The sequence below is a fragment of the Sphingomonas sp. GW821-FHT10C01 genome (assembly GCF_059415525.1).
Genome location: NZ_JBWKNK010000003.1, coordinates 301,993 through 318,233 on the forward strand (window position 1 = coordinate 301,993; position 16,241 = coordinate 318,233).

The window sequence follows — 16,241 nt, forward strand, 5'->3', positions numbered from 1 at the left end:
GATGCACGAGGCTGCTCCCGTCAACCCCTGGGTTGCGCTCGCCTATCTGATCGCGGGCGTCTGTTTCATCGTCGCGCTGCGCGGCCTGTCCTCGCCGGCGACCAGCCGCCGCGGCAACCGCTTCGGCATGGCCGGCATGCTGATCGCGGTGGTGACCACACTGGTCACGCACGAGATCGCGTCATTGCCCGAGATCCTCGGCGCAATAGCCATCGGCGGCGGCTTTGGCTGGATCGTCGCACGCAAGATCAAGATGACCGATATGCCGCAGCTGGTCGCGGGCTTTCACAGCCTTGTCGGCCTCGCTGCCGTACTGGTCGGGGTCGCGGCCTATCTCAATCCAGCGGCGTTCGGGATCGTTTTTCCCGAAACCTCGAAGTTCGCCGGGCTGATCCTGCCGGTCAGCCGCATCGAGCTGGGCTTGGGCGTTGCGATCGGCGCGATCACCTTCTCGGGATCTGTCATCGCCTTCCTCAAGCTTAACGGTAATATGGGCGGCAAGCCGATCATGCTGCCGGGTCGCCACGTCATCAACCTCGGCACGCTGGCCGCGATCCTGGGCCTGATCGCCTTCTACACGGTCGAGCTTCAGGCACCGGCGTGGGTGTTCTGGACCGTCCTGGCGCTGTCCTTCGCCATCGGCTTCCTGCTGATCATCCCGATCGGCGGCGCGGACATGCCGGTCGTGGTGTCGATGCTCAACAGCTATTCGGGCTGGGCCGCCGCGGCGATGGGCTTCACCCTCGGCAACACGGCGATGATCATCACTGGCGCGCTGGTCGGCAGCTCGGGCGCGATCCTGTCCTACATCATGTGCCGCGCGATGAATCGCAGCTTCATCAGCGTTATCGCCGGCGGCTTTGGCGGCGACAGCGGCGGCGGCACAGCTGCCGCTGCGACCGACCGGCCGTGGAAGCGCGGATCGGCCGAGGATGCGGCGTTCCTGATGCAGCAGGCCGAACAGGTCATCATCGTCCCCGGTTACGGCATGGCGGTGGCGCAGGCGCAGCACGTGCTGCGCGAGATGGGCGACAAGCTCAAGGAGCATGGCGTCCGCGTGAAATACGCGATCCACCCGGTCGCGGGCCGCATGCCAGGCCACATGAACGTGCTGCTGGCCGAAGCGAATGTGCCCTATGACGAGGTGTTCGAGCTGGAGGACATCAACAGCGAGTTCGCCCAGACCGACGTCGCCTTCATCATCGGCGCCAACGACGTGGTGAACCCGGCGGCGAAGACCGACAAGTCCTCGCCCATCTACGGCATGCCCGTGTTCGACGTGAACAAGGCCAAGACCGTGCTGTTCATCAAGCGCTCGATGGGTGGCGTTGGCTATGCGGGGGTGGACAACGACGTCTTCTATCAGGACAACACGATGATGCTGCTGGCCGACGCCAAGAAGATGGTCGAGGAAATCGTGAAGTCCCTCGACTGAGCGGGCGTCGCGGCCAGCCGAACAAGGGGTTGGGGCGATGATCAGTGTCGGAAGAATTCTGGAAGGCGCATTCGGCGTCTTTCGCGAGCATTTTACCGCGGTGGCGATCTGGGGTGGGATCTATCTTGCCGGCAACCTCGCGATGCTGCTGGCGATGCAACCCTTGTTCGGCGCCGCCACCGCCCCGGCGCTCGCCGACGACCCCGCCGGCGCGGTTTCCGCGATGGTCCCGGTCTGGCTGACCGGCTTCTTCACCTCGATCGTGGGCGTGGTGCTCTATACCGCGTCGATGCGGTCCGTGCTGCGCCCCGAAGCGGGCGGAATCGCCTTTCTGCGGCTCGGCATGGACGAATTGCGCACGCTCGCCCTTGTGCTGCTGTTCAGTATCGTAGCCTTTGTGCTGATCTTCGCCGCCTCCCTTGTCGTCGGCCTGTTCATCGGGGGCGTGGCCGGGGCCAGCGGATCAATGGCGCTCACCGCTATGCTTTCCTTTCTGGTCGGTCTTGTCGTGTTCGGCGCGCTGATCTTCTTCATCGTCCGCTTCTCGCTCGCCTTCCCGCTCACGCTCCATCGCCGCGCCTTCGCGATCGGAGAGGCCTGGACACGGAGCCGCGGACATTTCTGGAAGCTCTTCGGCGCCGCCCTTGTCGTCACCATGATCGGCCTCGTTGTGTCGGTCCCTATCAATATGATCGCGGTAGGCGGCTATTTCGCCGACATACTGGCAGCGGCGGGCGATCCAGAAGCTACCGCGCTCGCCGCTGAACGTCAGGCGGCCAATATGGGCAGCTTCAGCGTTTTCATGATCCTTCAGTCGATCGGCAGTGCGGTTGTGGCCGCAATCTGGCTCGCTCTCAGCGGCGGTAGCGTCGCAAGCGCCGCACGGTTGTTGATCGACGATGAGTTCGATGACGCCGAAGAGGTATTCGGCTAATCCATCACTTGCGTTCCCGGTCCGTTCTGGAGATAATTCATCCGAAACGGATTGGGAACGGAGGCAGTTTTGCTTACGTCTATGCAACGAACCGGTGAAACATCCGCAATGCAACGCAAAGCGGAGGTTTCGATGCCTGAGACGATCGCCCCTGCCCCCCTTTCGCCGGCCGCGGGCGGTGGCACGCTCATCGTCGCCATGCCGGATCGATTGGCGGCGCTTCAACACATGGTCGAGGCTTCGGGCGCCCGCCTTCTCGGCATGGCCACCCCGGAACAGGCGGAAGCTCGACTTGCCGACCAGATCAGCCTGGACCTGTTGCTCTTCGACACCGCGGGGCTATCCAGCAGCGAGGTCGCGGATCGTGCGGTCGCGATCGCCGAATCGCTCGCCGGGCGTGATTGCCGAACGGTGGTGCTGCTCGACGCGAGTTCGATTGACGCGGTAGCGGGCCCCATGCTCGCGGCGAACGCCATCCTGCTGTGCGACGCCAGCGCAGCCGAGCGGGCCGCCGCTCTGGCCGGTGCGCTCGTGCCGGCAACCATGCGGCTGCACGATGCGGCTCGCGAGCGGGAAGCGCAGCGGCTGCGGCTGCTGAACGAAGAGGTCGCCCGGTTCGCCGAAGTGCTGAGCCAGCTTACCGCCGAGCCCCCTGCCGGCGTCCGCGACCGCACGCCGGACTATCGCGGGGAACCCGAGCCCGAGCCGGATCCGCGTACCATCCGAGCCACGATTCGTGCCCGGCGACTACGCGACCAGCATTTCGCGTCGGAGCTGTTCGCAGACCCGGCATGGGATATGCTGCTCGACCTCTATGCCGCCCGGCTGGAAGGACGGCGCGTGTCGGTCTCCAGCCTGTGCATCGCGGCGTCGGTGCCGCCGACCACGGCGCTGCGCTGGATCGGAACGATGCACGACGCCCAGTTGTTCGGTCGTGAGCCCGACCCAACCGACAGGCGCCGAGCCCATATCACCCTCACCGATCGCGCCGCAGCGGCGATGCGCGGCTATTTCGGCGCCGCGGGACGCGCCGGGCTGGTGCCGGCCTGAGCAAGGGATCGAGAACGCCTCAAGTGGTGGGCTCGTCGGGGCTCGAACCCGAGACCTACAGATTAAAAGTCCGTTGCTCTACCAACTGAGCTACGAGCCCGCACTTGAGGGTGGAGTGCCCCTAAGGGCGTGATCCCGCGCGGTCAACCGGGACAACGCCGGGCGACATGGACTTCCTCCTTGTTGATCGTTCCCTTGACGCCGCAGAAGCGCGGTTCACGGTTGCGCTTGCCGCCGTCATTATCGGTCAGGAAGCCGCCGGCATCGACCGGCTGGGCGGGACTGGGCGCCGCGACCTCGAAATGAAGATGCTCGAGCATCGAGCAACCGACATCGCCCTCGATCCCGATCAGCTGCCCGGCGCGCACCGTCTGACCGACCTTGAGCTTCGCGACTCCTGTCGCCGACCCCTTGGCCATGTGCGAATAGCCGGTCCACTCGCCGTTGGGATGCGCGATCCACACGAAATTGTTGCGGCACTCGCTTGCCGGCCGGCCGGTCTGACGCTCGCCATAGCCGTCCTGGATCGCCATCACCCGGCCTGCGGCGGCAGCGACGAGGCGATAGGGTTTACGCGGGCCGGTAGCGAACACATCGATCCGGGCACGCGGGCGATGGGTGCGCGTATCGTCGAACACCTTCACCTGCGTGCCGTCGGCATAGGGCAGGCGGTAAATGCCCGTGCTGGGCTGCGGTGGTGGTGGAGCCTCCGCGGCCTGAAACGCGGCCAGCATCAGCGGCAGAAACATCGTCGGCATCGCTCTCTCCCTACCCCTCCACCAGCGCGGCGAGCTGCCGGACCGTACGACCGGTGAGCGGATCGCGCCAGCCGGGGACAATCGCCTTCAACGGCTGCAGCACAAAGGCGCGGCGGCGGAATTGCGGGTGCGGGACAGTCAGGCCGGGACTCGCCCATGCCCCACCCGACCAGAGGATGATGTCGAGATCGATCACCCGGCTGTCCCAGCGCCGCCCACGCCGACGACCGAAGACGCGCTCGATCGCCTTAAGGCGCAACAGCAGTTCGGGCGGTGCTTCGTCGCTCTCGATCAGCGCTGCAGCGTTGGCGAAACGACGGCGCGACGGGCCGAGCGGTGTGGTGGCGATGATCGGAGACGCCCGAACCACCCCGCCGATCGCGGCGAGCGCGGCGCGCAGCTCCGCCTCCGGCGCGCCATGACGGCCGCGGCGGTTGGAGCCGAGGGCAATGACATAAAGATGCGCCGGGGTTGAGCTGGTCACGCCGCACGGCCTATCGCTGGCGCATGATTCCGCCAAGCCCGTTGCCCGAGTCCGAGCCGCCGCACGATTGCCCGCGCTGTCCGCGACTGGTGGGGCTGCGCACGGACCTGCGGACAGAACATCCCGACTGGTGGAACGCGCCGGTGCCCGCATTCGGCGATCCGCAGGCATGGCTGGGCATCATCGGCCTGGCACCGGGCAAGCATGGCGCCAACCGCACCGGGCGGCCGTTTACCGGCGATTTCGCCGGCGACCTGATGTTCGCGACGCTGGCCAAGTTCGGCTTCACCGAGGGCGCGTACGAGTCGCGGGCCGATGACGGGCTTCAGCTCAAGGGCGCGATCATCATCAACTCGGTGAAATGCCTGCCGCCCGAGAACAAGCCGACGCCCGAGGAAGCGCGGGCCTGCCGCCCCTTTGCCGACGCACAGGCCAATGCGATCCCGGCGAGAATCTTCATCGCACTGGGCCAGATCGCGCATCAGAGCGCGGTCAAGATACTGGGCGGCAAGCTGCCCAAATGCCGCTTCGCGCATCTGGCCGAACACCGCGTGCCCGACGGGCGCGTGCTGATCGATAGCTATCACTGCTCGCGCTACAACCAGAATACCGGGCGGCTGACGGCCGAGATGTTCGAGGCGGTGTTCGAACGGGCGCTGGCGCTGCGGGCGACGCTCTAAGGCCCGGCGCGAACGCCGGAAAGTCCCAAAAGTCACGCCCCTACGCGCGCGCGAGGGATTGAGGCCGTCGACGCGTGCGCTGATATCGGTGGTGGCTGGGCTGTTTCGTTCCATCGACAAGGATGGAGCAAATCAGTTCCAACATTTCAACCGGTCATGCTCTTGTGCCGGTGTGCGTTGTACCAAGGGCGCGAGCCGCTCCGCCAGCCCGTCGGGAACCTTGGATCCCGGCACAAGGCCGGGATGACGGGTGGTGGCATTCGGCGCTGATGCTCAGATATCCTCGACCATCCGCCTGTACAGCTCGGGCCGGCGGTCACGGAAGAAGCCCATGCCGGCGCGGTGCTTGCGCGCGCGATCGAGATCGAGCGTTGCGGTGAGCACGCCGGTTTCGGTGGCGCCGAACTCCGCGACCATGTCGCCCCATTCGTCGCAGATGAAGCTGTGGCCGTAAAAGCGCTGATCACCCTCGGTGCCGATGCGGTTCGAGGCGATCACGGGGACGACGTTGGACACGGCATGGCCGATCATCGCGCGGCGCCACATGCGGCTGGTGTCGAGATCGGCGTCATAGGGCTCCGACCCGATCGCAGTGGGGTAGAAGAGCAGCTCCGCCCCCATCAGCATCATCGTGCGCGCGGTTTCGGGATACCATTGGTCCCAGCAGATGCCGACGCCGAGCGTCGCGTCCGCCGCCGGCCCGTCCCATACCTTGAACCCGGTGTTGCCGGGGCGGAAATAATATTTCTCCTCATAGCCCGGGCCGTCGGGGATGTGGCTTTTCCGATAGACGCCCGCGACCTTGCCGTCGGGACCGATCATCGCGAGGCTGTTGTAGAAATGCGGGCCGTCGGCCTCGAAGAAGCTGGTCGGGATGTGGATGCGCAGCTCGGCGGCGAGCGCCTGCATCGCGGTGACGGCCGGATGGGTGGCGAGCGGCTTGGCACTGGCGAACAGGCCCTCGTCCTCGACGCGGCAGAAATACTCGCCCTCGAACAGTTCGGGCGGGAGGACGACCTGAGCACCCTTCCCCGCCGCTTCGCGCACGAGTTCGGTGACGTTGGCGATATTGCCCGCCATGTCGTTCGAGAAGGCGAGCTGGAGCGCGGCGACGGTGATCTGGGTCATGCCGGGTTATTTAGGGGAGCGCGACGGGAATGGCACGTGATTCGAGACAGAGACCGCGCGACGTTTAGAAGGATGCTCATGACCGCGTTTTCAATCGATCCCGGCACGGGCGCGATCCTCCTCGCCGATCATGGCGCCCTCTCGCCGCAAAAGACGAAGGAAGCCATTCTGGCGGAAATTTCCGATTTGGTGTCACACAGGAGAGGTCACGCCAACGGCTACGAATGGCTTCATCTGGGAGGGCTGTCATTCGGCGGCGAATCCGCGACGCTCGCTATCTGCTTTCTCGACGAACGGCTCGAGGAAGCTAGCTGGAGCGTGCAGATCAAGGACGCGCCGATGGACGGCGGCTGGCCGACAAGGGAAGCGATCGATTCGGAAATTTCATTCGTTCGCAGGACGCTGGCGAAAGCCGGAATCTCGCTGGGACAGCACGATTGGGGCGAGGTTTGGAGTTCCTTCGATGCGCAGGGTTTTCTTGCCGCGAATGGCCTTCGCTATCGTTCCGTTTAGCTACACCCGTCACCCCGGCCCTGTGCCGGGGTCCACAGTTCGGCAGGCGATTCTGCATCAGGGTGAGGGAAGTGCTGGCGGCACGGTGGACCCCGGCACAAGGCCGGGGTGACGATGGCTTTCGGTGGGTCAGCCGGACGGATGCGCGGCGCGGCGGTCGAGGATCTGCTTGAGCGGATTGGGCCGGCCTGCGGCAACGCGCTTCAGGCGGTTCTGGTCGTGATGCTCGAACGGATCGGGGCGGCCATGGACCAGCAGCATGGTGCGGATGTCGTAGCTCCAGGCGTCGTCGCCGTCGAAGGTGATATCGATGCTGTAGCTGTCGGTGCGGAAGCCATAGTCGAGGAACGCGGTCGAGCAGATGCCGTATTGCGTCTCGCCGCGCGTCGCGGTGAGCGACAGTCTGTCGTCATCGGCCCCGGTCTTGCCCGATGCGAGCGCGACCTGGCCGCGCGGGATCGCCAGCGTCTGGAGCACCAGCCCCGTCGCCGGCTCCCATAGCCAATAGCCGACCTGCTCGTGGAAGGTGATGTCCTCTTCCCTGGTGGTGATGTGGATATGGTAGCGCAGGCCGTAGAGCAGCTGCGGGCCGTTGGTCTGCGGATCGATCGCGTCGAAGGCGATGCGTTCGATGAACTCGCGTCGCTCGGGCGCAGCGGCCTTGGGGTTGATGTCGATACCCTTATGCGCCTCCCACCGCCCCGCCAGCCGCCGCAGCGGCCCGAGATTGGCGAGCGTGTCGGGATCGACGTCGCTGGGTTCGGTGAAGATGTCGTGCGGGAAGGGATTCACGGCCGGCTCCCATTCTGTGGTCCAGCACGATCATAGGCCGGGGAAGGCGCGCGATTCCACCCTCGCCGTCACCCCGGCCTTGTGCCGGGGTCCACGGCTCGTCGGGCGACGCGGCATGAGCGTGAGGGCATCGCCGGCGGCGCGGTGGATCCCGGCACAAGGCCGGGATGACGGTAGTTGGTGATGGTGCGCGTTACTTCGGAATCTGCTGGCTGATGCAGTGGAAACTGCCGCCGCCGGTCAGGATATGGTCGGCGCGCAGGCCCACCGTCTCGCGGCCGGGGAAGAGCGCGCCGATGACCTCGACCGCCTTGCGATCATTGGGCTGGCCATAGACCGGCACGACCACCGCGGCGTTGCCGATGTAGAAGTTCATGTAGCTCGCGGGCACGACCTCATCGCCGCGGATCACGCGGCCGGGCGAGGGGATCGGGACGACCTCGACCCCGAACGCCTCGGCGCGGCGTTTGGCATCGGCATAGACCAGCCAATTGGGATCGTTCTCCTCCGGCTCGGGAATCGCCAGGCGATTGGGGCCGACGAAGCGGGCGAGGTTGTCGACATGCCCGTCGGTGTGATCCATCGCCAGGCCGTTGCCGAGCCACAGCACGCGATCGAAGCCGAGGTCGTTATACAGCCGTTCCTCCGCCTCATGCTGCGAGAGCGTGGGATTGCGGTTGCGGTTGAGCAGGCATTGTTCGGTGGTGACGACCAGGCCGGTGCCGTCCCAGTCGATCGAGCCGCCTTCGAGCACCCAGTCGTGCGGCTCGACCTCGATCCGGCGCTTGTCGGCGAGCAGGCGGCCGACCTCCTCATCGCCGTCATATTCGTATTTGCCGCCCCAGCCGTTGAAGCGGAACGCATGGCCGACGCCCTTGTCGTCGAGGATCACCCCGGTGTCGCGCAGCCAGATGTCGCCGAACGGGGCGACGACGATCTTGGCCGCGTCGCCCGCGAGCAGGCGCGCGGCGGTGGCCGCTTCCTCGTCCGCGGCGACGAGCAGCACCTGCTCACCCGCGCCACCGGCATGGACCGCGCGGGCGAAGGCGGCGACCTCGGCCCGGGCGGCGTTCAGCGATTCCCACAGATCGGGATGGCTGGGGAAGCCGATCCATACGGCCTTGTGCTTGGCCCATTCGGGTGGGGGCGTCGGCTTCATTGTACCTTACTTCGCTCCTTGGCGGCTTTTGTCGCGGGCGGCGCGGAATTCGTCGCCCTCGTTCCAGTTGGGCCAGTCGCTGCCCGTCGCGAGCATGCGGCCGACCGCGTAATAGAGTTGCAGGTCCTTCTCGACCCCGGCCCAGTTCCAGTTCGGGTCGTACTCGTCCTTGGGGCCGTGGTACTTGTTCTTCTCATAGTCCTGGGCCGCGGCCTTGCCCGCCGCGGTGCCGCCCTCGACCAGATCGTCGCCCGCGTCGAAATAGAGCATCGGCACGCCGTGCTTGGCGAGCATGAAGTGGTCGGAGCGGTAGTAGAAACCCTTCTCAGGCGTCGGCTCGCCGCTGGCGGTGCGGCCCTGTGCGGCGAGCGCGCGGTCGAGATAGGCCTCGAGCCCCGACTTGCCCTTGCCGACGACGACGACATTCTTGGCCGGGGGCGTCAGGTTGAGCGCGTCCATGTTCACGCCGCCGACGGTCTGGGCGAGCGGGAAGATCGGGTTGTCGCCATAATATTTGGAACCGAGCAGGCCCGATTCCTCGGCGGTGACGGCGAGGAAGACGAGCGTGCGGTCGGGCGCGCCGGCCTTGACCTGCGCTTCGGCGAGCGCGACCAGCGCGGCGGTGCCGGTGGCGTTGTCGATCGCGCCGTTGCAGATATCGTCGCCGTCGGGCGCCGCCTCACACCGGCCGAGATGGTCCCAATGCGCGGTGTAGAGGACATATTCGTTGGGCTGCTTCTTGCCGGGCAGGATGCCGATCACGTTCTTCGACGCGTGCTTGCGGATGTCGTTGTCGAAGCTGATCGACGCCTTCACGTCGCCGAGCGCGACGGGCTTGAAGCCCTTAACCTTGGCGGCGGCGGCGAGCTTGTCGAAATCCTGGCCGGCGCTGGCGAAGAGCTGCTTCGCCTTGTCGAGCTGCATCCAGCCGACCGCTGCCGACTGGTCGGCATGGCCGTTGGCGGCGTCGGCGACCTGCTGCTCGCCGGTCCAGCTCGACTGGACGACGTTCCAGCCATAGGCGGCAGGCTCGGTCTGGTGGACGATGATCGCGGCGGCGGCGCCCTGACGCGCGGCCTCCTCGAACTTGTAGGTCCAGCGGCCATAATAGGTCATGGCGCGGCCGTTGAATTCGCCCTTGGCCTCCGCCGTCTGCCAGTCGGGGTCGTTGACGAGGATGACAACGGTCTTCCCCTTCACGTCGAGGCCGGCATAGTCGTTCCAGCCCTTCTCCGGCGCGTTGATGCCGTAGCCGACGAACACCACCGGGCTGTCCTTGAGCGCGACCTTGGGCGTCACGCGATAGGTGCCGGCGACGAATTCGGCGCCGTATTTGAGGCTGATCGGCTCGGCGCCACCGGTGAAGGTCAGCGGCGAGACATTCTTCGCGGTGATCGCCACCAGCGGCACGTCCTGGAACCAGCTGCCGTTGTTGCCGGGCTGGAGCCCCGCCTTCTGGAATTGCTGGACGAGGTAGTCGAGCGTCTTCTTCTCCCCCGCGGTGCCGGGCGCGCGCCCTTCGAATTCATCGGAGGAAAGGACGCGGGTCGCTTCCTTCATCGTCTCCATCGGTATCGCGGGCAGGTCGGGCGCGGCGGACTGGCCGCCGCTGCACGCGGCAAGGCCCAGCAGGGCAAGAAGGGCGAAGCGCATCGACATCGTCTCCGGGTAATTTCGTTGCGCGACTTGTGACAGCGGGCGGCGCGGGGGGCAAGCGGATCACTTGCGAACGAACGGTCGGCGTTGCAGATTGCCGGGCATAGGGGGAGGAAGCCACGTGAAACGTTGGATTTATCTGGCGCTGCTTTCGTCCGCGAGTCCGACCGTTGCACAAAGCTTCGACGCGGCGCGCGCATTCGGGGTGCGGGAATCGATCGAACAGGCGAGCCTTTCGCCCGACGGAACCAAGCTTGCCTATCTGATACCGATCGCCGGGCAGGGGTCGGCGGTGATGATCGCCCGGCTCGGCGTTCCGGACGCGGTGCCGAAGCGGATCATGGAAGCCTCGGGCGATCCCGAGCGCCTCAGCCAATGCCGCTGGGCGAGCAACACGCGCCTAGTGTGCAGAGCCTATGCGGTGAGCAAGGTCGAGGGGACCATCCTGGCCACCATCAGCCGGATCGTGTCGTTCAACGATGACGGAAGCAAGATAGCCGTCCTCCAGCACAATCGCGGCACCGGCGACCGGCTCGGCTATGCGTTGTTCGGCGGCGCGGTGATCGACTGGAATCCCGGTGAGAATCAGGTTCTGATGATCCGCCAGTATATTCCCGAGACAAGCACCGGCACGCGACTGGCCCAGCGCATGGAAGGGATCGGCGTCGACGCGGTCGACCCGGTCACGCTCAAGATCAAGGTCGTCGAACCCGCCCAGCGCAACGCCAGCGAGTTCATCACCGACGGACGCGGCACCGTGCGGATCCGCGGCATGAGCGAAGTGCGCGACGGCTACACCACCGGCACGCGCAACTATTCCTTTCGCCGCAAGGGACAGCGCAACTGGGAAACGCTGAGCAGGGTCGAGGACGGTGAAGGCTTCGACCCCAGCGGCGTCGATCCCACGCTCGACCTTGCTTACGGGTTGAAGCGCACCAACGGACGGCTGGCGGCCTATAGCGTCGCGCTGGACGGAAGCGGCACCGAGAAGCTCGTCTTCGCCCATGACACCGTCGATGTGACCGGATTTGCCCGGATCGGCCGCAACGGCCGGATCATCGGCGCGCGCTACGCCACCGATGTCGAGGCCGTGCATTATTTCGACCCCGCGGTCGGCGCGATGATCCGTACCCTGTCCAAGGCGCTGCCCAAGCTGCCCCTGATCCGGGTGATCGATTCGAGCGAAGACGAGACTCGCATGCTGGTCTGGGCGGGCAGCGACACCGATCCCGGTCGCCTGTTCCTGTTCGACCGCGCGAAGAAGAACCTCAACGAACTGATGCTTCAGCGTCCGGAACTGGAGCATGTCGCGCTCGCGCAAGTCAAGCACATCACCTACCCCGCCGCCGACGGCACGATGGTTCCGGCCTATCTCACGCTACCCGCAGGCGGAGGGGCCAAGGGTCTGCCGGCCATCGTGCTGCCGCACGGCGGTCCGCAAGCCCGCGACGAATGGGGCTTCGACTGGCTGTCGCAATTCTACGCCAACCAGGGTTTCGCGGTGCTTCAGCCCAACTTCCGCGGATCGGCCGGCTATGGCGACGCCTGGCTGCGCGAGAACGGCTTTCAGAGCTGGAAGACCGCGATCGGCGACGTCAGCGATGCGGGTCGCTGGCTGGTCAAGCAGGGGATCGCCGACGCCGCGAAGCTGAGCATCGTCGGCTGGTCCTATGGCGGCTATGCGGCGCTGCAATCGGCCGTGGTCAATCCCACCCTGTTCAAGCGCGTGATCGCGATCGCGCCGGTCACCGACCTCGAGCGGCTCAAGACCGATGCGCAGGTCTATACCTCAGCCAACGAGGTGGAGCGCTTCGTCGGTACGGGCCCGCATATCCGCGAGGGCTCTCCGGCCCGCCAGGCCGCGGGGATCAGGGTCCCGGTGCTGATGTTCCATGGCGACATGGACCTCAACGTCGGGATCGGTCATTCGACCCTGATGCAGTCCCGCATCACCGAAGCGGGCGGAAAGTCCGAACTGATCACCTTCAAGGGCCTCGACCATTATCTCGAGGACAGCAACGCGCGCGAGCAGATGCTGCGTAAGAGCGTCGAGTTCCTGAAGATCCCCTGAGGCCATAACGAAAAGGGCGGCCCCGAGGGGCCGCCCTTTGCTGTTTCGGCTGAAGCCGGACCTTAGCGCGAATAGAATTCGACGACGAGGTTCGGTTCCATCTTCACCGGGTACGGCACCTCGTCGAGGGTCGGGACGCGGGTGAAGGTGATCTTCGACGCACCGTCCGGAGCGACGTAATCAGGGATGTCGCGCTCGGCGAGGCTCTGCGCCTCCATCACCAGCGCCATTTCCTGCGCCTTCGAACCCAGCTCGACGGTCTCGCCCGGCTTGATGCGGCGCGAACCGATGTTGCACTTCTCGCCATTCACCTTGACGTGGCCATGGTTGACCAGCTGGCGCGCGGCGAAGATCGTCGGCGCGAACTTGGCGCGATAGACGATCATGTCGAGGCGCATTTCGAGCAGACCGATCAGGTTCTGACCGGTGTCGCCCTTCATCTTCGAAGCGTCTTCGTACGAGCGCTTGAACTGCTTCTCGGTGATGTCGCCGTAATAGCCCTTGAGCTTCTGCTTGGCGCGCAGCTGGATGCCGAAGTCCGACATCTTGCCCTTGCGGCGCTGGCCGTGCTGGCCGGGGCCATACTCACGCTTGTTGACGGGCGACTTGGGACGACCCCAGATGTTCTCGCCCATGCGGCGATCGAGCTTATACTTGGCGCTGGAGCGCTTCGACATTTGAAATTCCTTACAATTGCTACGACGTTGACCCGGCGGTTTCCCGCCTGATCGCGATTCCGGTATCGCCCGTGGAAACCACAGGGCCGCTGCTTCACCGGAGTGCAGGGCCGATTGCGAAGGCGCGCGGTTAGCGGTGACCCCGCGCGGAGTCAAGGTTTCAGAGTCTGCTTGAAAGGCGGCACCGGCCGCGAAACGCGCCGCGGCGCGTTTCCAAACCGTCTCTTACGCCTTGGGCTGCTTCTTGCCCTGAATCGCCGACAATACGCCGCGCACCGTCCGCACCTCCTGCGCGGTCCAGCCCGGCTTGGTCAGCAGATTACGCAAGGTCAGCCGCGTCACCGCCACGCGTTCGGGCGGATAATAATAGCCGCTGTCGACGAGCAGCATCTCGAAATGGCCGATCATTCCCTCCAGCTCCTCCTGTGGGGCAGGCGGGTGGAGCTCGGTGCGAGGCGGTTGGGCAAGCCCCTGCGCCTTCGACCATTCATAGGCGACCAGGATGACGGCCTGCGCCAGGTTGAGCGAGCCGAATTCCGGGTTGATCGGCACGGTGAGGATCGTGCGGGCGAGGTTGACGTCCTCGGTCGCGAGGCCGGAACGCTCGGCGCCGAACAGGATCGCGCTGCGGCCGGGCGCGCCGTGGATTTCCGCCGCGGCCTCGACCGGGGTTACCACCGGCTTGGTCACGCCGCGCTTGCGCACCGTGGTGGCATAGACATGTTCGCAATCGGCGACGGCATCGGCGACGCTTTCGAACACGCGCGCCCGCTCCAGGACGATGTCCGCGCCGCTCGCCGCCGGGCCCGCACCGGGGTTGGGCCAGCCGTCACGCGGAGAGACCAGGCGCATTTCGGTCAGCCCGAAATTGAGCATGGCTCGCGCCGCCTTGCCGATATTCTCGCCAAGCTGGGGTCGAACCAGGACAATGACGGGCGAAGGCGCGATCATTCGCCCCGCGCCTTTTCATGGCCCACCGCGTTCACGCTGCTCGCGAACGCCTCGAAATCCTTGGCCTCGCGGAAATCGCGATAGACGCTGGCGAAGCGGATATAGGCGACCGAGTCGAGCCCCTTGAGGCCCTCCATCACCATCTCGCCGATGCGCTTGGACGGGATTTCGCCATCGCCGAGCGTTTCGAGCTGGCGCTGAATGCCCGAGACGAGCTTTTCGATCTGGGTCGAGTCGATCGGGCGCTTGCGACAGGCGAGCGAGACCGAGCGGATCAGCTTGTCCCGTTCGAACGGTTCGCGCTTGTCTTCGGACTTGAGCACCGTGAGCTCACGCAGCTGAATCCGCTCGAAGGTGGTGAAGCGCGCCGCGCATGCCTCGCACTGGCGACGACGACGGATCGCCGCCCCATCTTCGGTGGGGCGGCTGTCCTTTACCTGGCTGGCCTCATGTCCGCAGAACGGGCAACGCATTATTCGGCACCCTCACGGGCGTGCGGCGCCAGCCAGTGTGCTGGTGAATAGCGCCCCGCGCTATTCAGGTCATGCTGGGAGCATGACCGGCCAGCCACTCCCCACCCGGCCACCCATAGAATACCCTTCCGGTGGGTGGCCGGGTGCGAAAGCGAACTGGCGCCGCTCAACCTTACGCCTCCGGGTAGATCGGGAAGCGCTCGCACAGCGTGCGGACACGCTCACGAACATTGGCTTCGACCTGGGCGTCGCCCTGCTCGCCATTCTTGCGCAGGCCGTCGAGCACGTCGGCGACCATGTTGCCGATCTCACGGAATTCGGCCGGGCCGAAACCGCGCGTGGTGCCGGCGGGCGAACCGACGCGGATGCCGCTGGTCTTGACCGGCGGCAGCGGATCGTTGGGGATGCCGTTCTTGTTGCAGGTGATCGCCGCACGCTCGAGCGCCTCGTCGGCGTCCTTGCCGGTGACGCCCAGCGGGGTGAGGTCGATCAGCGCGAGATGCGTGTCGGTGCCGCCCGAAACCACGGCCGCGCCGCGCTCGGTCAGCGTCGCCGCCAGCACCTTGGCATTCTCGACGATCGCGGCGGCATAGGCCTTGAAGTCGGGACGCAGCGCTTCGCCGAACGCAACCGCCTTGGCCGCGATGACGTGCATCAGCGGGCCGCCCTGAAGCCCCGGGAACACCGCCGAGTTGATCTTCTTGGCGATCGCCTCGTCATTGGTGAACACCGCGCCACCGCGCGGGCCGCGAAGCGTCTTGTGCGTGGTGGTGGTGACGACATGGGCGTGACCGAACGGGGTCGGATGCACGCCGCCGGCGACGAGGCCCGCGAAATGCGCCATGTCGACCATGAAAATCGCGCCGACTTCATCGGCGATCGCGCGGAACTTCGCGAAATCGATGTGGCGCGGATAGGCCGAGCCGCCCGCGATGATGATGCGGGGGTTGTTCGCGCGGGCGAGTTCCGCGACCTGATCGTAATCGATCAGATGGGTGTCGGGCTTCACGCCATACTGGACCGCGTTGAACCACTTGCCCGACATCGCCGCCTTGGCGCCGTGCGTCAGGTGGCCGCCCGAATCGAGGCTGAGGCCGAGGATCGTGTCGCCGGGCTTGGCGAGCGCGAGCATCACCGCGCCATTGGCCTGCGCGCCCGAGTGCGGCTGGACGTTGGCGAAGTCGCAGCCGAACAGCTGCTTGGCGCGGTCGATCGCCAGCGTCTCCACCTCATCCGACGGGTGGCAGCCCTGATAATAGCGCTTGCCCGGATAGCCTTCGGCGTACTTGTTGGTGAACACGCTGCCCTGCGCTTCGAGCACGGCCTTGGAGACGATGTTCTCCGAAGCGATCAGCTCGATCTGGTAGCGTTCGCGCTCCAGCTCATGACGGACGCCCGCGAACACGGCGGGATCGGCGGCGGCGAGGTCGTTGGTGAAGAAGCCGTCGGGCTGGACGGCAGAAATCGGATTAGTGCTCAT

At 65.9% G+C, this 16,241-nt stretch carries 16 protein-coding genes and 1 tRNA gene; 6 read left to right on the forward strand and 11 right to left on the reverse strand.

Translation table 11 applies throughout. The annotated features are described in order from the left end of the window. The first annotated feature begins 1 nt into the window (after position 1). The 3 genes from AC07M1_RS15370 (at position 2) to AC07M1_RS15380 (ending at position 3,419) form a co-directional block, all read left to right on the forward strand. The gene (locus AC07M1_RS15370) at positions 2 to 1,435 is read left to right on the forward strand and encodes an NAD(P)(+) transhydrogenase (Re/Si-specific) subunit beta (protein ID WP_495163497.1); all 1,434 of its coding nucleotides are present in this window, start codon (positions 2 to 4) and stop codon (positions 1,433 to 1,435) included. Positions 1,436 to 1,472: 37 nt separating this feature from the next. Then, on the forward strand, positions 1,473 to 2,369 hold the full coding sequence (locus AC07M1_RS15375; RefSeq protein WP_495163498.1) for a hypothetical protein: 897 nt from the start codon (positions 1,473 to 1,475) through the stop codon (positions 2,367 to 2,369). A 132-nt stretch (positions 2,370 to 2,501) separates the two neighbouring features. Next, on the forward strand, positions 2,502 to 3,419 hold the full coding sequence (locus tag AC07M1_RS15380) for a hypothetical protein (protein ID WP_495163499.1): 918 nt from the start codon (positions 2,502 to 2,504) through the stop codon (positions 3,417 to 3,419). 24 nt (positions 3,420 to 3,443) lie between these two features. Here AC07M1_RS15380 and AC07M1_RS15385 read toward each other — a convergent pair. The 3 genes from AC07M1_RS15385 to folK all read right to left on the reverse strand — a co-directional run bounded on the left by AC07M1_RS15385 (position 3,444) and on the right by folK (position 4,661). Continuing rightward, positions 3,444 to 3,519 (reverse strand) — tRNA-Lys (locus AC07M1_RS15385). A 43-nt stretch (positions 3,520 to 3,562) separates the two neighbouring features. Next, positions 3,563 to 4,177 (reverse strand): M23 family metallopeptidase, encoded by a 615-nt coding sequence (locus tag AC07M1_RS15390; protein WP_495163500.1) that lies wholly within the window; start codon positions 4,175 to 4,177, stop codon positions 3,563 to 3,565. Positions 4,178 to 4,187: 10 nt separating this feature from the next. Next, positions 4,188 to 4,661, reverse strand: a complete 474-nt coding sequence (gene folK / locus AC07M1_RS15395; RefSeq protein ID WP_495163501.1) for a 2-amino-4-hydroxy-6-hydroxymethyldihydropteridine diphosphokinase — start codon at positions 4,659 to 4,661, stop codon at positions 4,188 to 4,190. 23 nt (positions 4,662 to 4,684) lie between these two features. Here folK and AC07M1_RS15400 point away from each other — a divergent pair, with 23 nt between their 5' ends. After that, positions 4,685 to 5,341 (forward strand): uracil-DNA glycosylase, encoded by a 657-nt coding sequence (locus AC07M1_RS15400; RefSeq protein ID WP_495163502.1) that lies wholly within the window; start codon positions 4,685 to 4,687, stop codon positions 5,339 to 5,341. A gap of 273 nt (positions 5,342 to 5,614) precedes the next feature. Here the strand turns inward: AC07M1_RS15400 and aguB are convergent, their stop codons facing one another. Further along, positions 5,615 to 6,469, reverse strand: coding sequence for an N-carbamoylputrescine amidase (gene aguB, locus AC07M1_RS15405; protein ID WP_495163503.1), 855 nt, complete (start codon positions 6,467 to 6,469; stop codon positions 5,615 to 5,617). A gap of 78 nt (positions 6,470 to 6,547) precedes the next feature. Here aguB and AC07M1_RS15410 point away from each other — a divergent pair, with 78 nt between their 5' ends. Then, positions 6,548 to 6,982: a hypothetical protein gene (locus AC07M1_RS15410; RefSeq protein ID WP_495163504.1), complete on the forward strand. Its 435-nt coding sequence runs from the start codon at positions 6,548 to 6,550 to the stop codon at positions 6,980 to 6,982. 129 nt (positions 6,983 to 7,111) lie between these two features. On the opposite strand, the gene AC07M1_RS15415 is transcribed toward AC07M1_RS15410, so the two are convergent. The 3 genes from AC07M1_RS15415 to AC07M1_RS15425 form a co-directional block, all read right to left on the reverse strand. Next, the gene (locus AC07M1_RS15415) at positions 7,112 to 7,774 is read right to left on the reverse strand and encodes an FABP family protein (protein WP_495163505.1); all 663 of its coding nucleotides are present in this window, start codon (positions 7,772 to 7,774) and stop codon (positions 7,112 to 7,114) included. A gap of 193 nt (positions 7,775 to 7,967) precedes the next feature. Further along, positions 7,968 to 8,933: an agmatine deiminase family protein gene (locus tag AC07M1_RS15420; RefSeq protein WP_495163506.1), complete on the reverse strand. Its 966-nt coding sequence runs from the start codon at positions 8,931 to 8,933 to the stop codon at positions 7,968 to 7,970. 6 nt (positions 8,934 to 8,939) lie between these two features. Next, complete coding sequence (locus AC07M1_RS15425) at positions 8,940 to 10,586, reverse strand: M28 family metallopeptidase (protein ID WP_495163507.1); 1,647 nt, start codon at positions 10,584 to 10,586, stop codon at positions 8,940 to 8,942. Between the two features lie 124 nt (positions 10,587 to 10,710). Between AC07M1_RS15425 and AC07M1_RS15430 the strand changes: the two genes are divergently transcribed. Then, positions 10,711 to 12,660, forward strand: coding sequence for an alpha/beta hydrolase family protein (locus AC07M1_RS15430; RefSeq protein ID WP_495163508.1), 1,950 nt, complete (start codon positions 10,711 to 10,713; stop codon positions 12,658 to 12,660). A 62-nt stretch (positions 12,661 to 12,722) separates the two neighbouring features. On the opposite strand, the gene rpsD is transcribed toward AC07M1_RS15430, so the two are convergent. The 4 genes from rpsD to glyA form a co-directional block, all read right to left on the reverse strand. Continuing rightward, positions 12,723 to 13,337 (reverse strand): 30S ribosomal protein S4, encoded by a 615-nt coding sequence (gene rpsD, locus AC07M1_RS15435; protein WP_447727493.1) that lies wholly within the window; start codon positions 13,335 to 13,337, stop codon positions 12,723 to 12,725. A gap of 225 nt (positions 13,338 to 13,562) precedes the next feature. Beyond that, the gene (locus tag AC07M1_RS15440; RefSeq protein ID WP_495163509.1) at positions 13,563 to 14,288 is read right to left on the reverse strand and encodes an RNA methyltransferase; all 726 of its coding nucleotides are present in this window, start codon (positions 14,286 to 14,288) and stop codon (positions 13,563 to 13,565) included. Further along, positions 14,285 to 14,761: a transcriptional regulator NrdR gene (nrdR, locus tag AC07M1_RS15445; protein ID WP_495163510.1), complete on the reverse strand. Its 477-nt coding sequence runs from the start codon at positions 14,759 to 14,761 to the stop codon at positions 14,285 to 14,287. The genes AC07M1_RS15440 and nrdR overlap by 4 nt, the downstream gene beginning before the upstream one ends. Before the next feature lie 172 nt (positions 14,762 to 14,933). After that, the gene (glyA, locus tag AC07M1_RS15450) at positions 14,934 to 16,241 is read right to left on the reverse strand and encodes a serine hydroxymethyltransferase (protein WP_495163511.1); all 1,308 of its coding nucleotides are present in this window, start codon (positions 16,239 to 16,241) and stop codon (positions 14,934 to 14,936) included.

What these genes read in the sequence shown, in the direction of transcription:
- AC07M1_RS15370 (WP_495163497.1), top strand. Translation starts at nt 2, where the DNA reads ATGCACGAGGCTGCTCCCGTCAACCCCTGGGTTGCGCTCGCCTATCTG.
- AC07M1_RS15375 (WP_495163498.1), top strand. Translation starts at nt 1,473, where the DNA reads ATGATCAGTGTCGGAAGAATTCTGGAAGGCGCATTCGGCGTCTTTCGC.
- AC07M1_RS15380 (WP_495163499.1), top strand. Translation starts at nt 2,502, where the DNA reads ATGCCTGAGACGATCGCCCCTGCCCCCCTTTCGCCGGCCGCGGGCGGT.
- AC07M1_RS15390 (WP_495163500.1), bottom strand. Translation starts at nt 4,177, where the DNA reads ATGCCGACGATGTTTCTGCCGCTGATGCTGGCCGCGTTTCAGGCCGCG.
- AC07M1_RS15400 (WP_495163502.1), top strand. Translation starts at nt 4,685, where the DNA reads ATGATTCCGCCAAGCCCGTTGCCCGAGTCCGAGCCGCCGCACGATTGC.
- aguB (WP_495163503.1), bottom strand. Translation starts at nt 6,469, where the DNA reads ATGACCCAGATCACCGTCGCCGCGCTCCAGCTCGCCTTCTCGAACGAC.
- AC07M1_RS15410 (WP_495163504.1), top strand. Translation starts at nt 6,548, where the DNA reads ATGACCGCGTTTTCAATCGATCCCGGCACGGGCGCGATCCTCCTCGCC.
- AC07M1_RS15420 (WP_495163506.1), bottom strand. Translation starts at nt 8,933, where the DNA reads ATGAAGCCGACGCCCCCACCCGAATGGGCCAAGCACAAGGCCGTATGG.
- AC07M1_RS15425 (WP_495163507.1), bottom strand. Translation starts at nt 10,586, where the DNA reads ATGCGCTTCGCCCTTCTTGCCCTGCTGGGCCTTGCCGCGTGCAGCGGC.
- rpsD (WP_447727493.1), bottom strand. Translation starts at nt 13,337, where the DNA reads ATGTCGAAGCGCTCCAGCGCCAAGTATAAGCTCGATCGCCGCATGGGC.
- AC07M1_RS15440 (WP_495163509.1), bottom strand. Translation starts at nt 14,288, where the DNA reads ATGATCGCGCCTTCGCCCGTCATTGTCCTGGTTCGACCCCAGCTTGGC.
- nrdR (WP_495163510.1), bottom strand. Translation starts at nt 14,761, where the DNA reads ATGCGTTGCCCGTTCTGCGGACATGAGGCCAGCCAGGTAAAGGACAGC.
- glyA (WP_495163511.1), bottom strand. Translation starts at nt 16,241, where the DNA reads ATGAGCACTAATCCGATTTCTGCCGTCCAGCCCGACGGCTTCTTCACC.